Here is a 15,345-nt window from a genome sequence, read left to right on the forward strand (position 1 = left end):
GGGGCGCCCGGGGGCGCATGCGTATCCAATGGACCGCCATCACAGATCCACCGGCTTGCCCGTGCGCACCGACTCATCGGCGGCAAGGCAGATGCGCAGGGATTGGACGGCGTCCTGCATGTGGCGGGAAAGGTCGATATCCTCGGTGATGGCGCTGTGGACATAAGCCTGTTCGGTGGCGCAGAGCGCGTCGTGGCCCGGCTCGCCTTCCATCGAGAGCATCTCGTCCTCGTGGATGAATTCGCCCTTTTCCCCCAGATCGGCGCGGTGGATGCGGATGCGATCGGTCTTGGTGTGGGTTTCGTGGTCCGACGATTTCGCGCCCTCGTCCATGACGATCGAAACCGAGCCTTTCGGCGTCATGATGTCTTTGACGAAGAACGCGGTTTCCGAGATCATCGGGCCCCAGGCGGCCTCGTACCAGCCCACCGACCCGTCATCGAACAGCACCTGCAGATGGCCGTAATTGTACATGTTCGGGGCGATATCGTCGGATAGGCGCACGCCCATGCCGCGCACCTGGACGGGCTTGGCGTCGGTGATCTGGCACATGACGTCGACATAATGCACCCCGCAATCGACGATGGGGGAGGTGGTCTCCATCAGCGTCTTGTGGGTCTGCCAGAAGCGACCGGCCGATTGCTGGTTCAAATTCATGCGGAACACGTAGGGGCCGCCGAGCTTGCGCGTCTCGTCGATCAGCCGCACCCATGAGGGGTGGTGGCGGAGAATGTAGCCGACGACGAGCTTTTTATTGAGGCGCTTGGCCGTTTCGACGACCCGTTCGGCATCGGCGACGGTGGTGGCCAGGGGCTTTTCGATGAACACATGCGCGCCCTGTTCCATCGCCGCGACGGCGTAGTCGGCGTGGGTATCCGAATAGGTGTTGATCGAAGCCAGGTCAGGGCTGGTAGCGGCGAGCGCCTCGGTGAAATCGGTGAAGTGGGGATAGGATTCCATGCCCGCGGGCACTGGCGCGGTGCCGCGGGTCACGAGCCCCACGATCTCGTAGCCGGGGTGGTTGTGATAGGCCATGGCGTGGGCCCGGCCCATATTGCCGAGGCCCGCGACGAGGACGCGGATGGTCATTTGACGGCTCCCGAGGTGATGCCGCGGATCAGCTGCCGCGAGAAGATGAGATAGAGGATCAGCACCGGCACGATGGCGAGGGTCAGCGCGGCCAGCACCGCGTTCCAATTGGTGACGAACTGGCCGATGAAGACCTGCGCGCCCAGGGTCACTGTCTTGGTGGCTTCGGCGGGGGCGAGGATCAGGGGGAACCAGAGATCGTTCCAGATCGGGATCATCGTAAAGACCGCAACCGTCGCCATGGCTGGACGGACCAGGGGCAGGACCAGGGTGAAAAAGATGCGGTATTCGGAAAGTCCGTCGACGCGGCCGGCGTTTTTGAGATCGTTAGAGACCGTTCGCATGAATTCCGACAGGATGAAGATGGCGAGCGGCAGCCCCTGGGCGGTGTAGACCAGGATCAGCGCGGTCAATGTGTTGACCAGCCCCGAAGCGACCATCATCTGCAGGATGGCGACCGTGCCCAGGCGAATGGGGATCATGATGCCTAGCGCCAGGTAGAGCCCCATCAGCGGGTTGCCCCTGAAGCGGTATTCGGAAAGGGCAAACGCGGCCATGGCGCCGAACAACAGTACGCAGGCGAGCGAAACGACGGTGACGATCAGCGAGTTCTGGAAGTAGAGCAGGAAATCGCCCTGGCTGGTGACGGTCTCAAATCCCACCAGCGAGAAGCTTTCGGCGTTGGGGAAGGCTAGGGGATCGTTGAAGATGTCGCGCCGGGCCTTGAAGGCGTTGATGACGATGACGAACACCGGAAACAGCGCGATCAGCGTATAAGCGATCAGCACGGCGTGGGCGGCGATCGCGCGCGGCAGCGAGGAGCGGGCGGTGGAAGCCATCAGAACTGATACCTCCGCATGCGGGTCTGGATGCCGAAGAGATAGATGCAGACCCCGACCAGGATGATCAGGAACATCATGGTGGCGATGGTCGAGCCCATATTGACGTCGCCCTGCTGGAGCTGGAAGCCGAAGAAGGTGCGGTAGAGCAGCGTCCCCAATATGTCGGTGGAGAAATTGGGGCCGGCCTGGGCGCCTTGCGTCACGTAGATGAGGTCAAAGGCGTTGAAATTGCCCACGAAGGTGAGAATCGAGATGATGCCAATGGTGGGCAGGATCAGCGGAAGCTGGATCTTGAAGAACTGTTTGGCGCCGGTGACGCCATCGATCTCGGCCGCTTCGATCACCTCGTCGGGGATCGAGAGCAGGGCCGCATAGATCAGCATCATGGGGATGCCCACGAACTGCCAGACCGAGACGAGTGCGAGGGTGGTGAGCGCCGCGCCTTCCTGGCCCAGCCAGGGGGCAAAGAGGAAGCGCAGGCCGATGGCGTCGAGCATGTTGGGGGCGATGCCCCAGAGCGGGGAGAGGATCAACTGCCAGGCAAAGCCCACGATCACGAAGGAGAGGATGGTGGGGATGAAGATGGCGGTGCGGTAGAAACCCCTCAGGCGCAGATTGGGATTGGAAAGGATGGCGGCCAGAAGGACGCCGATGGGGTTCTGCACAACCATGTGGATAAAGAAGAACCAGAAATTGTTGTAGAGCGCGTTCCAGAACGAAGCGGCCCAGCGCGGATCGAAGAACAGGGTCTGGAAATTTCTGAGGCCCACGAAGGCGCGCTCGCCGTCGACCGGGCCGAAGAGCGATTGGAAAAGGGTCGAGAACAGCGGGACGATCATGATGGCGGTGTAGACGAGCACCGCGGGCGCCAGAAACACCGCGATGTGCCAGCGGCGCGGGGGCTTGTGCTCGATGGTTGCCGCCATGTCGGTTGGTTTCCCTCGTGGTAAGGACGGGCGGCTGGCGCCGCCCGGAGTTTTTTGAACGGTCCCCTCACCCTGGCCCTCTCCCCGGCGGGGAGAGGGAATTGTGGGTGTGGCAGTTCAGGTTCTTTCCCGCGCGCCTGGGTAGGACCCACCCTCGCCCCTTCGGGGAGAGGGTGGCCGGCAGGCCGGTGAGGCGCGCCTACTCTTCGTACATACCCGGCGTATACCAGCTATCGAGACCTTCCTGGATCGCCGCGGCGGCGTCGGCAGGGGTTTCGGTGCCGGCGAGTACGTTGGCGGCGTGCAGCCAGTTGTCGTTCTCGAGGTTCGGCGTGCCGCGCGAGAGGATCTGGTAGGTCGGCCGGATGGTCGATTCACAATTTTCGCGCCAGGAGACGAACTCGTTGGCAAGCTCGTTTTCCAGCGTCACCGGTTCGTTGGAAAGCGCGAAGAAGCCGGGGAGCGCGTTGGAATAAAGCTCGGCGAATTCGGCCGAAGCCACCCAGTTGAGGAAGGTGCGGCCCGCTTCGGCGTTGGGGCTGGCGGCGTTCAGGCCGATGCCGATATCGGTGTGGTCCGAGATGTAGCAGGTGTCACCCTCGGCCGGGACCGGCGGGGGGAAGGCGCCCATGGCGAAATCGGCCTGTTCCTCGAACAGCGCGATCTCCCACGAGCCGGCCGGGAAGATGGCGGCGCGGCCGAGCGTGAACAGGTTCTGGCTGTCGGGATAGGTCTGGGCCTGGTAGCCCTCGCCGGCATATTCGCCCCAGCGGGCGAGGACTTCGAGCGGCTCGACCCACTCCTCATCGGTGAACTTGGCCTCGCCGGCGATCAGCGCCTGGCGGCCTTCTTCGCCCGCCCAATAGGCCGGGCCGATATTGTGATAGCCCATGGAGGCCGCTTCCCACTGATCGACGGCGCCGATGGCGAGCGGGATATAGGTGCCGTCCTCCTGGATGGCGTCGAGCACGGCGAAGAATTCTTCCTCGGTGGTGGGCTCTTCGAGGCCCAGTTCGGCGAAGGCGTCGGCGTTGTAGATGAAGCCATGGATCACCGAGGCCATGGGAACGCAGAAGGTCTGGCTGCCATCGTCGGTTGACCAGGCCGATTTGGCGACGTCGGAGAAATTGGCCATGCCTTCGAGGTCGGTAAGATCGGCCAGATGGTCTTCCTGGAACAGGGCCAGCGAGGCATCGAAGGGGCGGCAGGTGATGATGTCGCCGGCCGAGCCCGCTTCGAGCTTGGCGTTGAGCGCCGCATTGTATTCGGTGGGCGCGGTGGGCTGGAATTCGACGTTGATCTCGGGATGGGCGGCCTCGAAGGCCGGGATCAGGGTCTGTTGCCAGATGGTCAGATCGTCATTGCGCCAGCTTTCGATGACGAGGGTGGTTTCCTGCGCCAGGAGCGGCGTGGCCGCGAGCGCAAGAACGACCCCGGCACTGCCGCTGAGCAGCTTCGATTTCGAAATCATGATGCTTCCTCTCTTTGTTATCCCATCGGGCGAACCGGATGGGGGATTCCCTTTTGTTGCCGGGAGCTAGGCCTGGCCCATAAGGGCCAGCGCCGCGCGCACGACACCGCCCGATCGCAAGAGCAGGTCCCGCGCCTCGGCCGGATTCTTGGCGCCCGCGGCCAGAAGGATCGCGGGTTTGACTTCATTGTTGGCGGCGCGCAGCGCGTCTGCGGCGACATCTGGATCGACGCCGGCGACGCGCGCGACGATGCCGGTGGCGCGCAGGACGAGCTTGGCGTTGTCGGCGGTGACGTTGACCATGAGATTGTCGTGGATATGCCCCATGCGCACCCCGATCAGGGTGGAGAGCATGTTGAGGGTGGCTTTTTGCGCCGTGCCCGCCGCCATGCGCGTGGAGCCGGAAATCACTTCCGCGCCGGTGGAAAGAAGAATGGCGACATCGGCCTGGTCAAGGAGCGGGGTATTGGCGTTGCCGGCGATGCCGGCCGTTTTGGCGCCGGCGGCCTTGGCGGCGGCAAGGCCGGCGACCGTGTAGCGCGTGGTGCCGCTGGCTGACAGGCAGATGACGAAATCATTGGGGCCGACGCCGGCCTGGGCGATATCGGCTGCACCCGCTTCGGTGTCGTCTTCGGGCCCGCCGAGCAGTTCTTCGGTCATCGCCTGGCCGCCGGCCATGAGGATCACGATACGATCGCGAGCGATGCCATAGGTCTGGGGGATTTCGAGTGCGTCCGATAGGGCGATGAGGCCGGGGCTGCCGGCGCCGAGATAGACGAGGCGCCCGCCGGCCCTGAGCGCGGCGACGGCGAGTTCGGCCGCCCTGGCGATGTCGGGAATAACGGTGGTGACGGCGTCGAGGCCACGCTTCTGGCCGTCGAGCAGGGCCGAGAGGATTGCTTCATCCTCCCAGGCATCGAGCCCGGCATAGCGCGGATCGGCGGCTTCCGTGGACGCAAGCGCGCTCATGGCCGGATGTCCCGCGCCGCTGTTCCGATCTGCATGTCACCCCTACGCTTCATGCAATTCCTCCTGACAACTCGATAATGCCAAAAAAATACCACTTGTCCAGTGGGGTGTTACGATTTTGTGATGATCGCAGATGGGGAGGGCCCATGGTTCCCCGATTTCTGCCGCTTTTTCCGTCTTTTGCGAATTTTCCGTTCTCATGGCTTTTCCAATGGCCTGATATTGGTATTATGTGGATCACAGGAGCGCTTCGTCATGAAGCGGGGCGGGGAGCGGGCAATGACTCTGAGCATCGAGGACATTTTCCGGCAGACCGCCGCAGCGCCGGGCGGCGGGCCGCTCTATCTCAAATTGCGCCGTTCGATCGAGGATGCGGTCAGATCCGGGCTCATCAATCCCGGCGACGCGCTGCCTTCGGAGCGCGATATCGCCGCGACCGCCGACGTTTCTCGGGTGACGGTGCGCAAGGCGGTGCAGAACCTGGTGGCCGACGGGATTCTGATCCAGCGCCATGGCTCGGGAACCTTCGTTGCCCCGCGCATCGAACGCGTCGAGCAGCCGCTTTCCAGCCTCACCTCGTTCACCGAGGACATGGCGCGGCGGGGCCGGACGATGACCAATCAATGGCTCGACCGTGGGCTTTACGATCCCTCCCCGCAGGAAGCTGTGGTGCTGGGCCTGGGGGCCGGAGAGAAGGTGGCGCGGGTCAACCGGCTGCGCATGGCCGACGGCAATCCGCTGGCCATCGAGCGCGCTTCGCTCGCCGCCTCGATTCTGCCCGACCCCGACGGCATCAGGGCCTCGCTTTACGCGCATCTGGAAAAGACCGGCAATCGCCCGGTGCGCGCCATCCAGCGCATCGCCGCGGTCAATCTCGGAGGCCAGGACGCCGATCTGCTCGATGTAGCGGCAGGGGCGGCCAGCCTCAAGATCGAGCGCACCTCTTACCTGGCTTCGGGGCGGATCGTCGAATTCACCCGCTCCATCTATCGCGGCGACGCCTACGACTTTGTCGCCGAACTGCGTATCTAAAAGGATTTGTGGCCCGCATGACTCAGACCACCCATATGAAGCGCGAAGTGGCCGAGATTCCCAAGGCCGTCGAACGGCTCCTGACCGACGGACGCGGCGCGCTCGATGCGGCGGCGCGGGCGCTCAAATCCGCCGATCCCAATGTGATCGTGACCGTGGCGCGCGGGTCTTCCGACCACGCAGCGACCTATTTCAAATATGCGTGCGAGCTGGCGACGGGGGTGCCGGTGGCTTCGGTCGGGCCCTCGGTTGCATCGATCTACGGGGTCGATCTCAAGCTGGATCGGGCCGGAGCTATTGGGATTTCCCAATCGGGGAAAAGCCCCGATATCGTCGCCATGCTCTCGAGCGCCCGGCGCTCGGGGGCGACGGCGATCGCCATCACCAATTCGGTGGACTCGCCCATGGCCGAAGCGGCCAATCACGTCGTCGACATCTGCGCGGGGGCGGAACATTCGGTGGCCGCGACCAAGACCTTCGTCACCTCGGCGGTGGCGGGGCTGGCGATCGTTGCCGGCTGGAGCGGGGACGAGCGGCTGATCCGGGTGCTCGATGCCTTGCCCGAGGCGCTGGACAACGCGCTCTCATGCGATTGGTCGGCGCTGGTGGAGGCGACGGCGGACGTCAGCTCCCTCTATGTGCTCGGGCGCGGGCCGGGCGCGGCGATCGCCAGTGAAGCGGCCCTGAAGTTCAAGGAAACCTCGGGGCTCCATGCAGAAGCCTATTCGACCGCCGAAGTACTGCACGGGCCGGCCGCGATCGTCGAGCGCGGTTTTCCGGTTCTGGCGCTCTCGGTCGCCGACAAGGCGCGGCCCTCGATCCTCGAAACCTGTTCGCGGCTGGCGCAGCAGGGGGGCACCGTGTTCGTGACCGATCCCGAACCGGGGGCCGGGACCGCGCTGCCGGTGGCCCGTACCGGGCACCCGCTGACCGATCCGATCGCGCTGGTGGTTTCCTTCTATGGCTTCATCGAAGCCTTGGCGCGCAAGCGCGGCTTCAACCCCGACGAGCCTCCCCATCTGCGCAAAGTGACGGCCACCCTATGACGACAATATCGATTTCCGGCGCGCCGATCTTCGATGGCGAGACCTGGCACGAGGGGCGGGCGCTGCTTGCCGCCGATGGCGTCGTGAGCGGTATCGTGCCGCTGGAGGATGTTCCCGCCGATGCCGAACGGATCGAATTGGCCGGGGGCATGCTGGTGCCCGGCTTTGTCGACCTGCAGGTGAATGGCGCGGGTGGGGTGCTGTTCAATGAGGACCGTACGGTCGAAGGGCTGGAGCGGCTTTGCGCGGCCAATTTCCAGTTCGGCACCACGGCGCTGTTGCCGACGCTGGTGACCGATACGCGGGAAGTGACGCGCGAGGCGCTCGATGCGGGTATCGCGGCCCATGCGGCGGGCGTCAAAGGTTTTGCCGGGCTCCATATCGAGGGGCCGCATCTTTCCGTGGCGCGCAAGGGTGCGCACAATCCCGATTATATCCGGCCCATGGAGGAGGCCGATCTCGCGGCCCTGCTCGACACGCGGGCGAAAATGCCGGCCCTGCTCACCACCGTGGCCGTGGAATCGGTTGCGCCCGATCAGATTGCCCGGCTCGCGGCAGGGGGGGTGACGGTTTCGCTGGGTCATTCCGATACCGGACACGCGGGCGCGGTGGCCGCATTTGATGCGGGCGCTTCGATGGTGACGCATCTGTTCAACGCCATGAGCCAGTTGGGCAATCGCGAGCCGGGGCTGGTGGGGGCGGCGCTCAGCCAGGGCGTCTGGGCCGGGCTGATCGCCGACGGCATCCATGTCGATCCGGCAAGCATCGGGGTGGCGCTGCGGGCCAAGACCGGGCCGGGCAGGATCTTCCTTGTGACCGACGCCATGTCGCCCATGGGGACCGATATGGACGGATTTACTCTTAACGACCGCCGGATCGTACGGGCCGATGGAGCCTTGCGGCTGGCCGATGGGACATTGGCGGGGGCCGATCTCACCATGATCGAGGCGGTGCGGTATATGTACCGCACTCTGGGATTGTCGCTCGACGAAGTGCTCAGGATGGCATCGCATTATCCGGCGCAGGCGATAGACGCCGGCGCGATGGGGCATCTGGGCGCCGGCGCAGCGGCGTCGATGGTGCACCTGTCCGATGGGGTGGAGGTGGCAGGTGTTTGGGTGAAGGGCGAGAGGGTGGTGGGGTAGGCCGCTGACGGTGGGGATTGTGCTGGCTCAGCGCCCCCTCATCCCCGCCCCTTCTCCCACCAGGGGAGAAGGGGCTCTCCTTGCGGTGCCAGTGCTCCTGCTTAAGCGCTGCCCGAGTTGTCCTCTCAACGGCGTTTCACGCACTCACTGCCCGGTCCAGCACGTCCATCTCGCCGACGGCGTCGGCGAGGGTCGTGCGGTCGAGGACGGCGCGCGTGGCGTCGGTGACCTTGGAGAAGACGTGGCGGATTTCGCAATCGGCCTCGCTCTTGCAATCGATGCAGCGGCGATAAGCAATTTTCGAAAGGCATGGGAGCGGGGCGATGGGGCCGTCGATGATGCGCAACACCTCCCCGAAGCTGATCTGGCCGGGGGCCTTGAGCAGCAGATAGCCGCCCGACTTGCCGCGCTTGGACATGACGATGCCGTTGCGCTTGAGTTCGAGCAGGATCTGTTCGAGGAATTTTTTCGGGATGTCCTGATCGGCGGCGATTTCCGAGATCATAAGGCTTTCGCCCTCGCCGGCGCGAGTGAGCGCCACAAGCGCACGCAACGCGTAGCGGGCTTTCTGCGAGATCATCGACACGGAAACGCGCGCTCCTTTCGAAAGAGGTGAGGCAACCACGGCAGTCCTGTCATAATTGCCGCGGCAAATGGGCGCAAGGACTATACCACTTGACCTTTCGTCGAGGTTTCGCGTTGGGTGCGATCAGGCGGGAGTTCGAAAGGAGGGCGCCATGGCGCGGGCGACGGGAATTGGAGGCGTGTTCTTTCGCGCCGGCGACATCGAGGCGCTGGCCAGATGGTATGAAACCCATCTGGGCGTCACGGGCTTTTGGGAGCAGGAGGCGGGAATGACCGTTTTTGCCCCATTCCGGCGGGACACCGATTATTTCCCGCCGGACAAGCAGTGGATGATCAATTTCCGCGTCGACGATCTCACAGCGCTCATGGACGAGCTTGCCGCGGCCGGCATCGCCATCGAGACGCGGGCCGAGTGGGATACGCCCGAGACCGGGCGCTTTGCGCGCATCCATGATCCGGACGGCAATCCGATCGAGCTTTGGGAGCCGCCGGCGGGGTGATCTCGGCGCTGGAGTGGCTGGTGCCGCGCCTCCGGGAACAAGTCCCGGAATGTCAGGCAGAGGTGTGGGCGGCTGTGCCGGACGACCGCCGCGTCGCCGGAAACCGGATGCCCTAGCGGCCGGCGGCGGAGAGTGCTTGGATCTGGTCGGCGGTGAGCTCGAGCCGGGCGCCGCGGGCGAGGCTTTCCACCTGCTCGACCGAAGTCGCCGAGGCGATGGGGGCCGTGACGCCAGGCTGGGCGGCGAGCCAAGCCAGTGCGATTTCCGCATGGCTGGCGCCGGTCTCCCCGGCCACCTTGTCCATGGCGGCGAGGATGGCAAAGCCCTTCTCGTTGAGATATTTGCCCATGGCGCCACCGCGCTGGGATTTGTCGAAATCGGCCTTGCTGCGGTATTTGCCGGTGAGGAACCCCGAGGCGAGGCCGTAATAGACGATCACTCCGATCTTTTCGGCCAGCACCAGCTCCTGCACCTCGCTCTCGAAGCTCTCGCGCGAATAGAGATTGTATTCGTTTTCCAGCACCTGATAGCGCGGCAGGCTTTCGCTGGCCGAGACCTCGAGCGCCGCCGAGAGCAGGGGCGCATCGTAGTTCGAGCAGCCGATATGGCCGACCTTGCCGCTCTCGATCAGCTTTTCGAAGGCGCGCAGCGTTTCTTCATGGGTGACCTCGGGGTCGGGCCAATGGGCGAAATAGAGATCGATGTGATCGACGCCGAGCCGGCGCAGCGAGGCTTCGCAGGCCTGTTCGACATAGGCGGCCGAAAGATCCTTTTCGTCCCGGTCGAGACGTGTGCCGACCTTGGTGGCGATGGCCATCTTGTGGCGGTCGCCGCGTGATTTGAGCCAATTGCCGATGATGGTTTCCGAGACGCCGCCCGGATTGCCCGGCACCCATTTGGAATAGGAATCGGCGGTGTCGATCATTGTGAAACCCTCCCCGGCATAGGCGTCGAGCACCGCAAAGCTCTGCGCTTCATCCAGCGTCCAGCCGAAGACATTGCCGCCCAGAACCAGCGGTTCGATGGAAATGGACGTTTGGCCGAGGCGGCGGAGGGGCATGGGAAGCTCCTTTTTACACTGGAGGGGCAGGAGGAGGGGCGGGCTGGTCAATCCCGGCGCGGCGGAAAGGTGGAATGGAAATGTTCGAGCCCCTCGGGGGTAAACAGCACGGCGCGGCTTTTGGCGTCGCGCCGGGCCCAGCCCAGGGTTTCGATGCGGGAAAACAGCGCGCGGCCAAGGCTGCCGGCCAGATGCGAGCGGCGCTCGCTCCAGTCGAGGCATTCGCGGCAAAGCGCGCCGCGCGCGCGACCGAGCGCGCCAAGATCGATGCCGAAGGCTTCAAGGAACGAAACCCCTTGTGGCGAGACGCCCAAACCATCGGCGGAGAGTTCGAGCACCTGCCGGGCGCGAAGGCTTTCGAACATCTGCACGCCCAGATCGCCGGCCAGATGGTTGTAGCAGACCCGCGCGGTGCGCAGGGCGGTGTCGGCAGGGCCGGTGCGGGTGCGCAGATGGCCGGAGCGGGCGGCAAGGCCCATGAGCGTTTCGAGCGCGCTCGCCACATCGGAACTGGCCAGGGCGAAGTAGCGATGCCGGCCTTGGCGGCGCATGACCAGCATGCCGCCCTCGCGCAGCTTGCCCAGATGGGCGCTGGCGGTTTGCAGTGTGATGCCCGCTTCCGAGGCGAGCTCGGTTGCGGTCAGCGCCTTGCCGCTCATCAGGGCGACCAGCATGTTGGCGCGGGCCGGTTCCCCGATGAGCGCTGCGGCATGGGTGATGTCGGGACCTTCCTTCATAGTTCGATGCTAGCCGAAGCATGGGTGCCATGCAAGATGATAGAAGGAGACGCAACCAGAGGAGCCAAAACTATGCTGACCTGCGTGATCCGCTATGAGATCGAGCCGACCAAAACGGAGATGTTTGCCGCCTATGCCCGCAATTGGGGCGAGGCCATTCCGCGCTGTGGTGCGGAGCTGATCGGTTATTTCGCGCCCCATGAGGGGTCGGCGACGCTCGCTTATGGCATCTACGGTATCGAGAGCCTTGCCGCATACGAAGCCTATCGCGCCCGGCTGGCGCAGGACCCGTTGGGGCGGGAGAACTACGCCTTCGCCATGCGTGAGGGGTTCATCCGGCGCGAAGACCGGACGTTTTTGCGGCGAGTCGACCAATGATCGCCGTCATCTTTGAAATGGAGCCTCAGGCCGGACCCCGGGACCAGTATCTCGATATCGCCGCAACGCTGCGGCCGCGACTCGAAACCATAGAGGGGTTCATCTCGGTCGAGCGATTCGAGAGCCTTTCGACGCCGGGCAAGGTGCTGTCGCTGTCGTTCTTCGAAAGTGAGGCGGCGGTGGCGGCCTGGCGCAACACCGAGGAGCACCGGCAGGCCCAGAAGGCGGGAGGGGAACGGGTCTTTGCCGGCTATCGGCTCCGGGTGGCGCATGTGTTGCGCGATTATGGCAAGACCGAACGGGACGAGGCGCCCGCCGACAGCCGCGCTATCCATGGCGATTAGCCTCTGATTCACGCTCAGATCGGGCGTTTTCGCGGCCCGGACGGCTTGTGCAACAGGAGGGCACAAAAAATTTTTGCCAACAATTTCCGCATATCGTACCGGTAAGTACGCTCAAACGCCCCGGAATTTGGCCATTTTTTGACCAAGCGGTCAAGAAAGGTCAATAAAGTTGACGCAAACGTTCCGGACTTACCCATTGCGCGATCAAACAAAAGACGCTTTGTTGCCGTCTCGGCGCGCAGCGCGCTTAGCGTTGCTGGCCCCAAGTCGCAGGGAGGGATCATCATGCAAAACGATAATCCCTGCACAAGAAGATCAACAGAGAGTGTTCATTCGTCCGGCCGTGCAGTTTCGACATATTAGACCCGAGCGTCAGTATTTCGTGCCTGCTCAGCGGGGGTGGGCGCGTTCTGTTTGATGGTATTCACCACCGGTGGCCGGCAACGCCACCGGTGGTGATTTCATTTTCAAGGGGAATTCAATATGCGAAATAAGCTTACCGGCATCGCGGCGGCCCTTCTGGCCTCCTCCATGCTCGTGGGGGCAGCCAGCGCGGAAACGCTCCGCTGGGCCCGCAATTCGGACGCGCTCACGCTCGACCCGCACTCCCAGAACCAGGGCACGACCCACACCTTCAACCACCATATCTACGAAACGCTGCTCGACCGCGACGTGGAAGGCAACCTCCAGCCTCGCCTGGCGACCGACTGGTACGTCAAGGAAGGCGACGAGACCGTATGGGTGTTCGAGCTGCGCGAAGGGGTGACCTTCCACGAAGGCCAGGAGTTCACCGCCGAGGACGTGGTGTTCTCAATCGAGCGCGCCAAGAGCGAGAATTCCAACATGCGTCAGCTCCATGCTGACGTCGAGAGCGTCACCGCCGTGGACGACTACACAGTCGAATTTCAGATGGCCGGTCCCTCCCCGCTCTATCCCAACAACGTCACTAACACCTTCATCATGGATGCCGGCTGGTCGGAAGAACACGACCTGCAGGAAGTCCAGGATTTTGGCGCTGGTGAAGACAATTATGCCGTGCGCAACACCAACGGCACCGGCCCCTACGTGCTCGCCGAGCGCGATCCGGACGTGCGTTCGGTCCTGACGCTCAACGAGAACTGGTGGGGCGAAGCCCCGGCGGTGACCGAGATCATCTATACCCCGATCGCCGACGATGCGACCCGCGTTGCCGCGCTGCTGTCGGGCGAAGTCGATCTCGTCCAGGACGTGCCGGTGCAGGACATCGAGCGCCTGGCGGGCACCCAGGGCATCAAGGTCGAGACTGGCCCGGAAAACCGCACCATCTATTTCGGCTACGCCATGGACGACGAGCCGCTGCTTTCCTCGGACCTTGAGGAAAACCCCTTCGCCAACCCGCAGGTGCGCGAAGCGATCCAGCTCGCCGTCGACCGTCAGGCCATCCAGCAGATCGTGATGCGCGGCCAGTCGATCCCCACCTGTGTCAACATGCCTCCGTTCGTCAACGGCTGGACCGAAGAGCTCGATGCCTGCCCTGAGCCCGATCTGGAGCGCGCCCGCGAACTGATGGCCGAGGCCGGCTATCCCGATGGCTTCTCGGTGACGCTGGACACGCCCAATGACCGCTACGTCAATGACGAGGCGATCTCCCAGGCCGTGGTGGGCATGCTCGGCCAGATCGGCATCGACGTGACGCTCGCGTCCCGCCCGATCGCCCAGCACTCGCCGCTGATCCTCAATAACGAGACCGACTTCTATCTTCTGGGCTGGGGCGTGCCGACCTTCGATTCGGCCTACATCTTCAACGACCTGGTCCACACCAAGACCGACGAATATGGCACCTATAATATCGGGCTCTATTCGAACCCCGAGGTCGACGAGATGATCCAGTCGCTGGGCACGATGACCGACATCGACGCCCGCAACCAGGTGATCGCCGATATCTGGGAGCAGGTGCAGGAAGACAATCTGTTCCTCACCATCCACGTCCAGGTGCTGGCCTATGCGATGCGCGACGACATGACCCTCGCCGTCCATCCTGAAAACCAGCCCAACATGACCACGGTCACCTTCGAATAGACCGGCGGTTCCCGAACGCGCCGCGCCACGGCTTTCTCGTTGTGGCGCGGCGTTTCGTTTGATGCGCCGGCCTGGCGTTTGTTCCAGCGGCGAATTCCTATACACTTTGATCGCGCCTGATCAGGCCGCCCGTCCGGGGCCGGCCCACGATCCCGCGAAAGCGCTTTACGGAGACCACCATGCTGGCCTTCATACTCAAACGGCTCGGACAAGCCATATTGGTGATGCTCGCCGTTTCGCTCATCGCCTTCATCATGTTCCGCTATGTGGGCGATCCGGTCGCTTCGCTGGTCAGCCAGGAAGCCTCTATCGCCGACCAGGAGCAGCTCCGCGAGCGGCTGGGGCTTAACGATCCGGCTTATGAGCAGTATTTCCGGTTCCTCGGCAACGCCATCCAGGGCCAGTTCGGCATTTCCTACCGTCTGCAGACGCCGGTGGCCGACCTGATCCTTTCGCGCCTGCCCGCCACCATCGAATTGGCGCTGGTTTCCGCCACGATCGCCCTGACGCTGGGGATCGTCTTGGGGGTGTTTACCGCCCTCAACCCCAAGAACTGGGCGGCCGCCGGGGTCATGGCATTCTCGCTGATCGGGGTGTCGCTGCCCACTTTCCTCATCGGTATCGGGCTCATCTACGTCTTTGCCGTCGAGCTGCAATGGCTGCCCAGTTTCGGGCGCGGCGAGGTGGTGGATCTGGGCTGGTGGCACACCGGCTTTTTGACCGAGAGCGGGCTGCGCTCGATCATCCTGCCGGCCATCACGCTGTCGCTGTTTCAGATGACGCTGATCATGCGCTTAGTGCGCGCCGAGATGATGGAGGTGCTGCGCCAGGATTACATCAAGTTCGCGCGGGCCCGCGGGCTCTCCAAGCGCGCCATCAATTTCGGCCATGCGCTCAAGAACACTCTGGTGCCGGTGATCACCATTACCGGGCTGCAACTGGGGTCGGTCATCGCCTTCGCGATCGTCACCGAAACGGTGTTCCAGTGGCCGGGCGTGGGCTCGCTGTTCGTCAATTCGGTGGCCGTCGTCGACGTGCCGGTGATGGCGGCATACCTGATGTTCATCGCCTTCGTGTTCGTCGCGATCAACCTGATCGTGGATATTCTTTATTATGTCGTCGACCCGCGCCTGCGGATCGGTGGCCCGGCTCGGGGGAACTGA

16 protein-coding genes are annotated in these 15,345 nt (G+C 63.8%); 8 read left to right on the forward strand and 8 right to left on the reverse strand.

What is annotated here, in order from left to right; translation table 11 throughout:
• Positions 1-39 precede the first annotated feature (39 nt).
• The 5 genes from NO932_RS01695 to NO932_RS01715 form a co-directional block, all read right to left on the reverse strand.
• Positions 40-1,089 (reverse strand): Gfo/Idh/MocA family oxidoreductase, encoded by a 1,050-nt coding sequence (locus NO932_RS01695; protein WP_309209296.1) that lies wholly within the window; start codon positions 1,087-1,089, stop codon positions 40-42.
• Positions 1,086-1,928 (reverse strand): carbohydrate ABC transporter permease, encoded by an 843-nt coding sequence (locus tag NO932_RS01700; protein ID WP_309209297.1) that lies wholly within the window; start codon positions 1,926-1,928, stop codon positions 1,086-1,088. Before NO932_RS01700 ends, NO932_RS01695 begins: the two co-directional genes overlap by 4 nt.
• Positions 1,928-2,857 carry a sugar ABC transporter permease gene (locus tag NO932_RS01705; RefSeq protein WP_309209298.1) on the reverse strand — a complete coding sequence of 310 codons (930 nt, stop codon included), beginning with the start codon at positions 2,855-2,857 and terminating at the stop codon, positions 1,928-1,930. The genes NO932_RS01700 and NO932_RS01705 overlap by 1 nt, the downstream gene beginning before the upstream one ends.
• A 199-nt stretch (positions 2,858-3,056) precedes the next feature.
• A complete protein-coding gene (locus NO932_RS01710) occupies positions 3,057-4,328 on the reverse strand; it encodes an ABC transporter substrate-binding protein (protein ID WP_309209299.1) in 1,272 nt (423 codons plus the stop codon).
• A 66-nt stretch (positions 4,329-4,394) separates the two neighbouring features.
• Positions 4,395-5,297: an N-acetylmuramic acid 6-phosphate etherase gene (locus NO932_RS01715; RefSeq protein ID WP_309209300.1), complete on the reverse strand. Its 903-nt coding sequence runs from the start codon at positions 5,295-5,297 to the stop codon at positions 4,395-4,397.
• Positions 5,298-5,576: 279 nt separating this feature from the next.
• On the opposite strand from NO932_RS01715, the gene NO932_RS01720 reads away from it, so the two are divergent.
• Genes NO932_RS01720 through nagA form a run of 3 tightly spaced genes read left to right on the forward strand, consistent with a single transcriptional unit; the run spans position 5,577 to position 8,520 of the window.
• Positions 5,577-6,329, forward strand: a complete 753-nt coding sequence (locus NO932_RS01720; protein WP_309209301.1) for a GntR family transcriptional regulator — start codon at positions 5,577-5,579, stop codon at positions 6,327-6,329.
• Positions 6,330-6,346: 17 nt separating this feature from the next.
• On the forward strand, positions 6,347-7,375 hold the full coding sequence (locus NO932_RS01725) for an SIS domain-containing protein (RefSeq protein WP_309209302.1): 1,029 nt from the start codon (positions 6,347-6,349) through the stop codon (positions 7,373-7,375).
• Positions 7,372-8,520 carry an N-acetylglucosamine-6-phosphate deacetylase gene (gene nagA, locus NO932_RS01730; protein ID WP_309209303.1) on the forward strand — a complete coding sequence of 383 codons (1,149 nt, stop codon included), beginning with the start codon at positions 7,372-7,374 and terminating at the stop codon, positions 8,518-8,520. The genes NO932_RS01725 and nagA overlap by 4 nt, the downstream gene beginning before the upstream one ends.
• Positions 8,521-8,656: 136 nt before the next feature.
• Here the strand turns inward: nagA and NO932_RS01735 are convergent, their stop codons facing one another.
• Positions 8,657-9,100, reverse strand: coding sequence for an Rrf2 family transcriptional regulator (locus NO932_RS01735; RefSeq protein ID WP_309211103.1), 444 nt, complete (start codon positions 9,098-9,100; stop codon positions 8,657-8,659).
• A 157-nt stretch (positions 9,101-9,257) separates the two neighbouring features.
• Between NO932_RS01735 and NO932_RS01740 the strand changes: the two genes are divergently transcribed.
• A complete protein-coding gene (locus NO932_RS01740) occupies positions 9,258-9,605 on the forward strand; it encodes a VOC family protein (protein WP_309209304.1) in 348 nt (115 codons plus the stop codon).
• Positions 9,606-9,717: 112 nt separating this feature from the next.
• On the opposite strand, the gene NO932_RS01745 is transcribed toward NO932_RS01740, so the two are convergent.
• Entirely contained in the window at positions 9,718-10,665 is a 948-nt protein-coding gene (locus tag NO932_RS01745; protein WP_309209305.1) for an aldo/keto reductase, read from the reverse strand.
• 47 nt (positions 10,666-10,712) lie between these two features.
• Positions 10,713-11,402: a winged helix-turn-helix domain-containing protein gene (locus NO932_RS01750; protein ID WP_309209306.1), complete on the reverse strand. Its 690-nt coding sequence runs from the start codon at positions 11,400-11,402 to the stop codon at positions 10,713-10,715.
• A 72-nt stretch (positions 11,403-11,474) separates the two neighbouring features.
• Here NO932_RS01750 and NO932_RS01755 point away from each other — a divergent pair, with 72 nt between their 5' ends.
• The 4 genes from NO932_RS01755 (at position 11,475) to NO932_RS01770 (ending at position 15,345) form a co-directional block, all read left to right on the forward strand.
• A complete protein-coding gene (locus NO932_RS01755) occupies positions 11,475-11,780 on the forward strand; it encodes an NIPSNAP family protein (protein ID WP_309209307.1) in 306 nt (101 codons plus the stop codon).
• A complete protein-coding gene (locus NO932_RS01760) occupies positions 11,777-12,124 on the forward strand; it encodes an antibiotic biosynthesis monooxygenase (RefSeq protein WP_309209308.1) in 348 nt (115 codons plus the stop codon). Before NO932_RS01755 ends, NO932_RS01760 begins: the two co-directional genes overlap by 4 nt.
• A gap of 483 nt (positions 12,125-12,607) precedes the next feature.
• Positions 12,608-14,182: an ABC transporter substrate-binding protein gene (locus NO932_RS01765; RefSeq protein WP_309162952.1), complete on the forward strand. Its 1,575-nt coding sequence runs from the start codon at positions 12,608-12,610 to the stop codon at positions 14,180-14,182.
• A 179-nt stretch (positions 14,183-14,361) separates the two neighbouring features.
• A complete protein-coding gene (locus NO932_RS01770) occupies positions 14,362-15,345 on the forward strand; it encodes an ABC transporter permease (protein ID WP_309162951.1) in 984 nt (327 codons plus the stop codon).

The sequence above is a fragment of the Pelagibacterium sp. 26DY04 genome (assembly GCF_031202305.1).
Classification (GTDB): domain Bacteria; phylum Pseudomonadota; class Alphaproteobacteria; order Rhizobiales; family Devosiaceae; genus Pelagibacterium.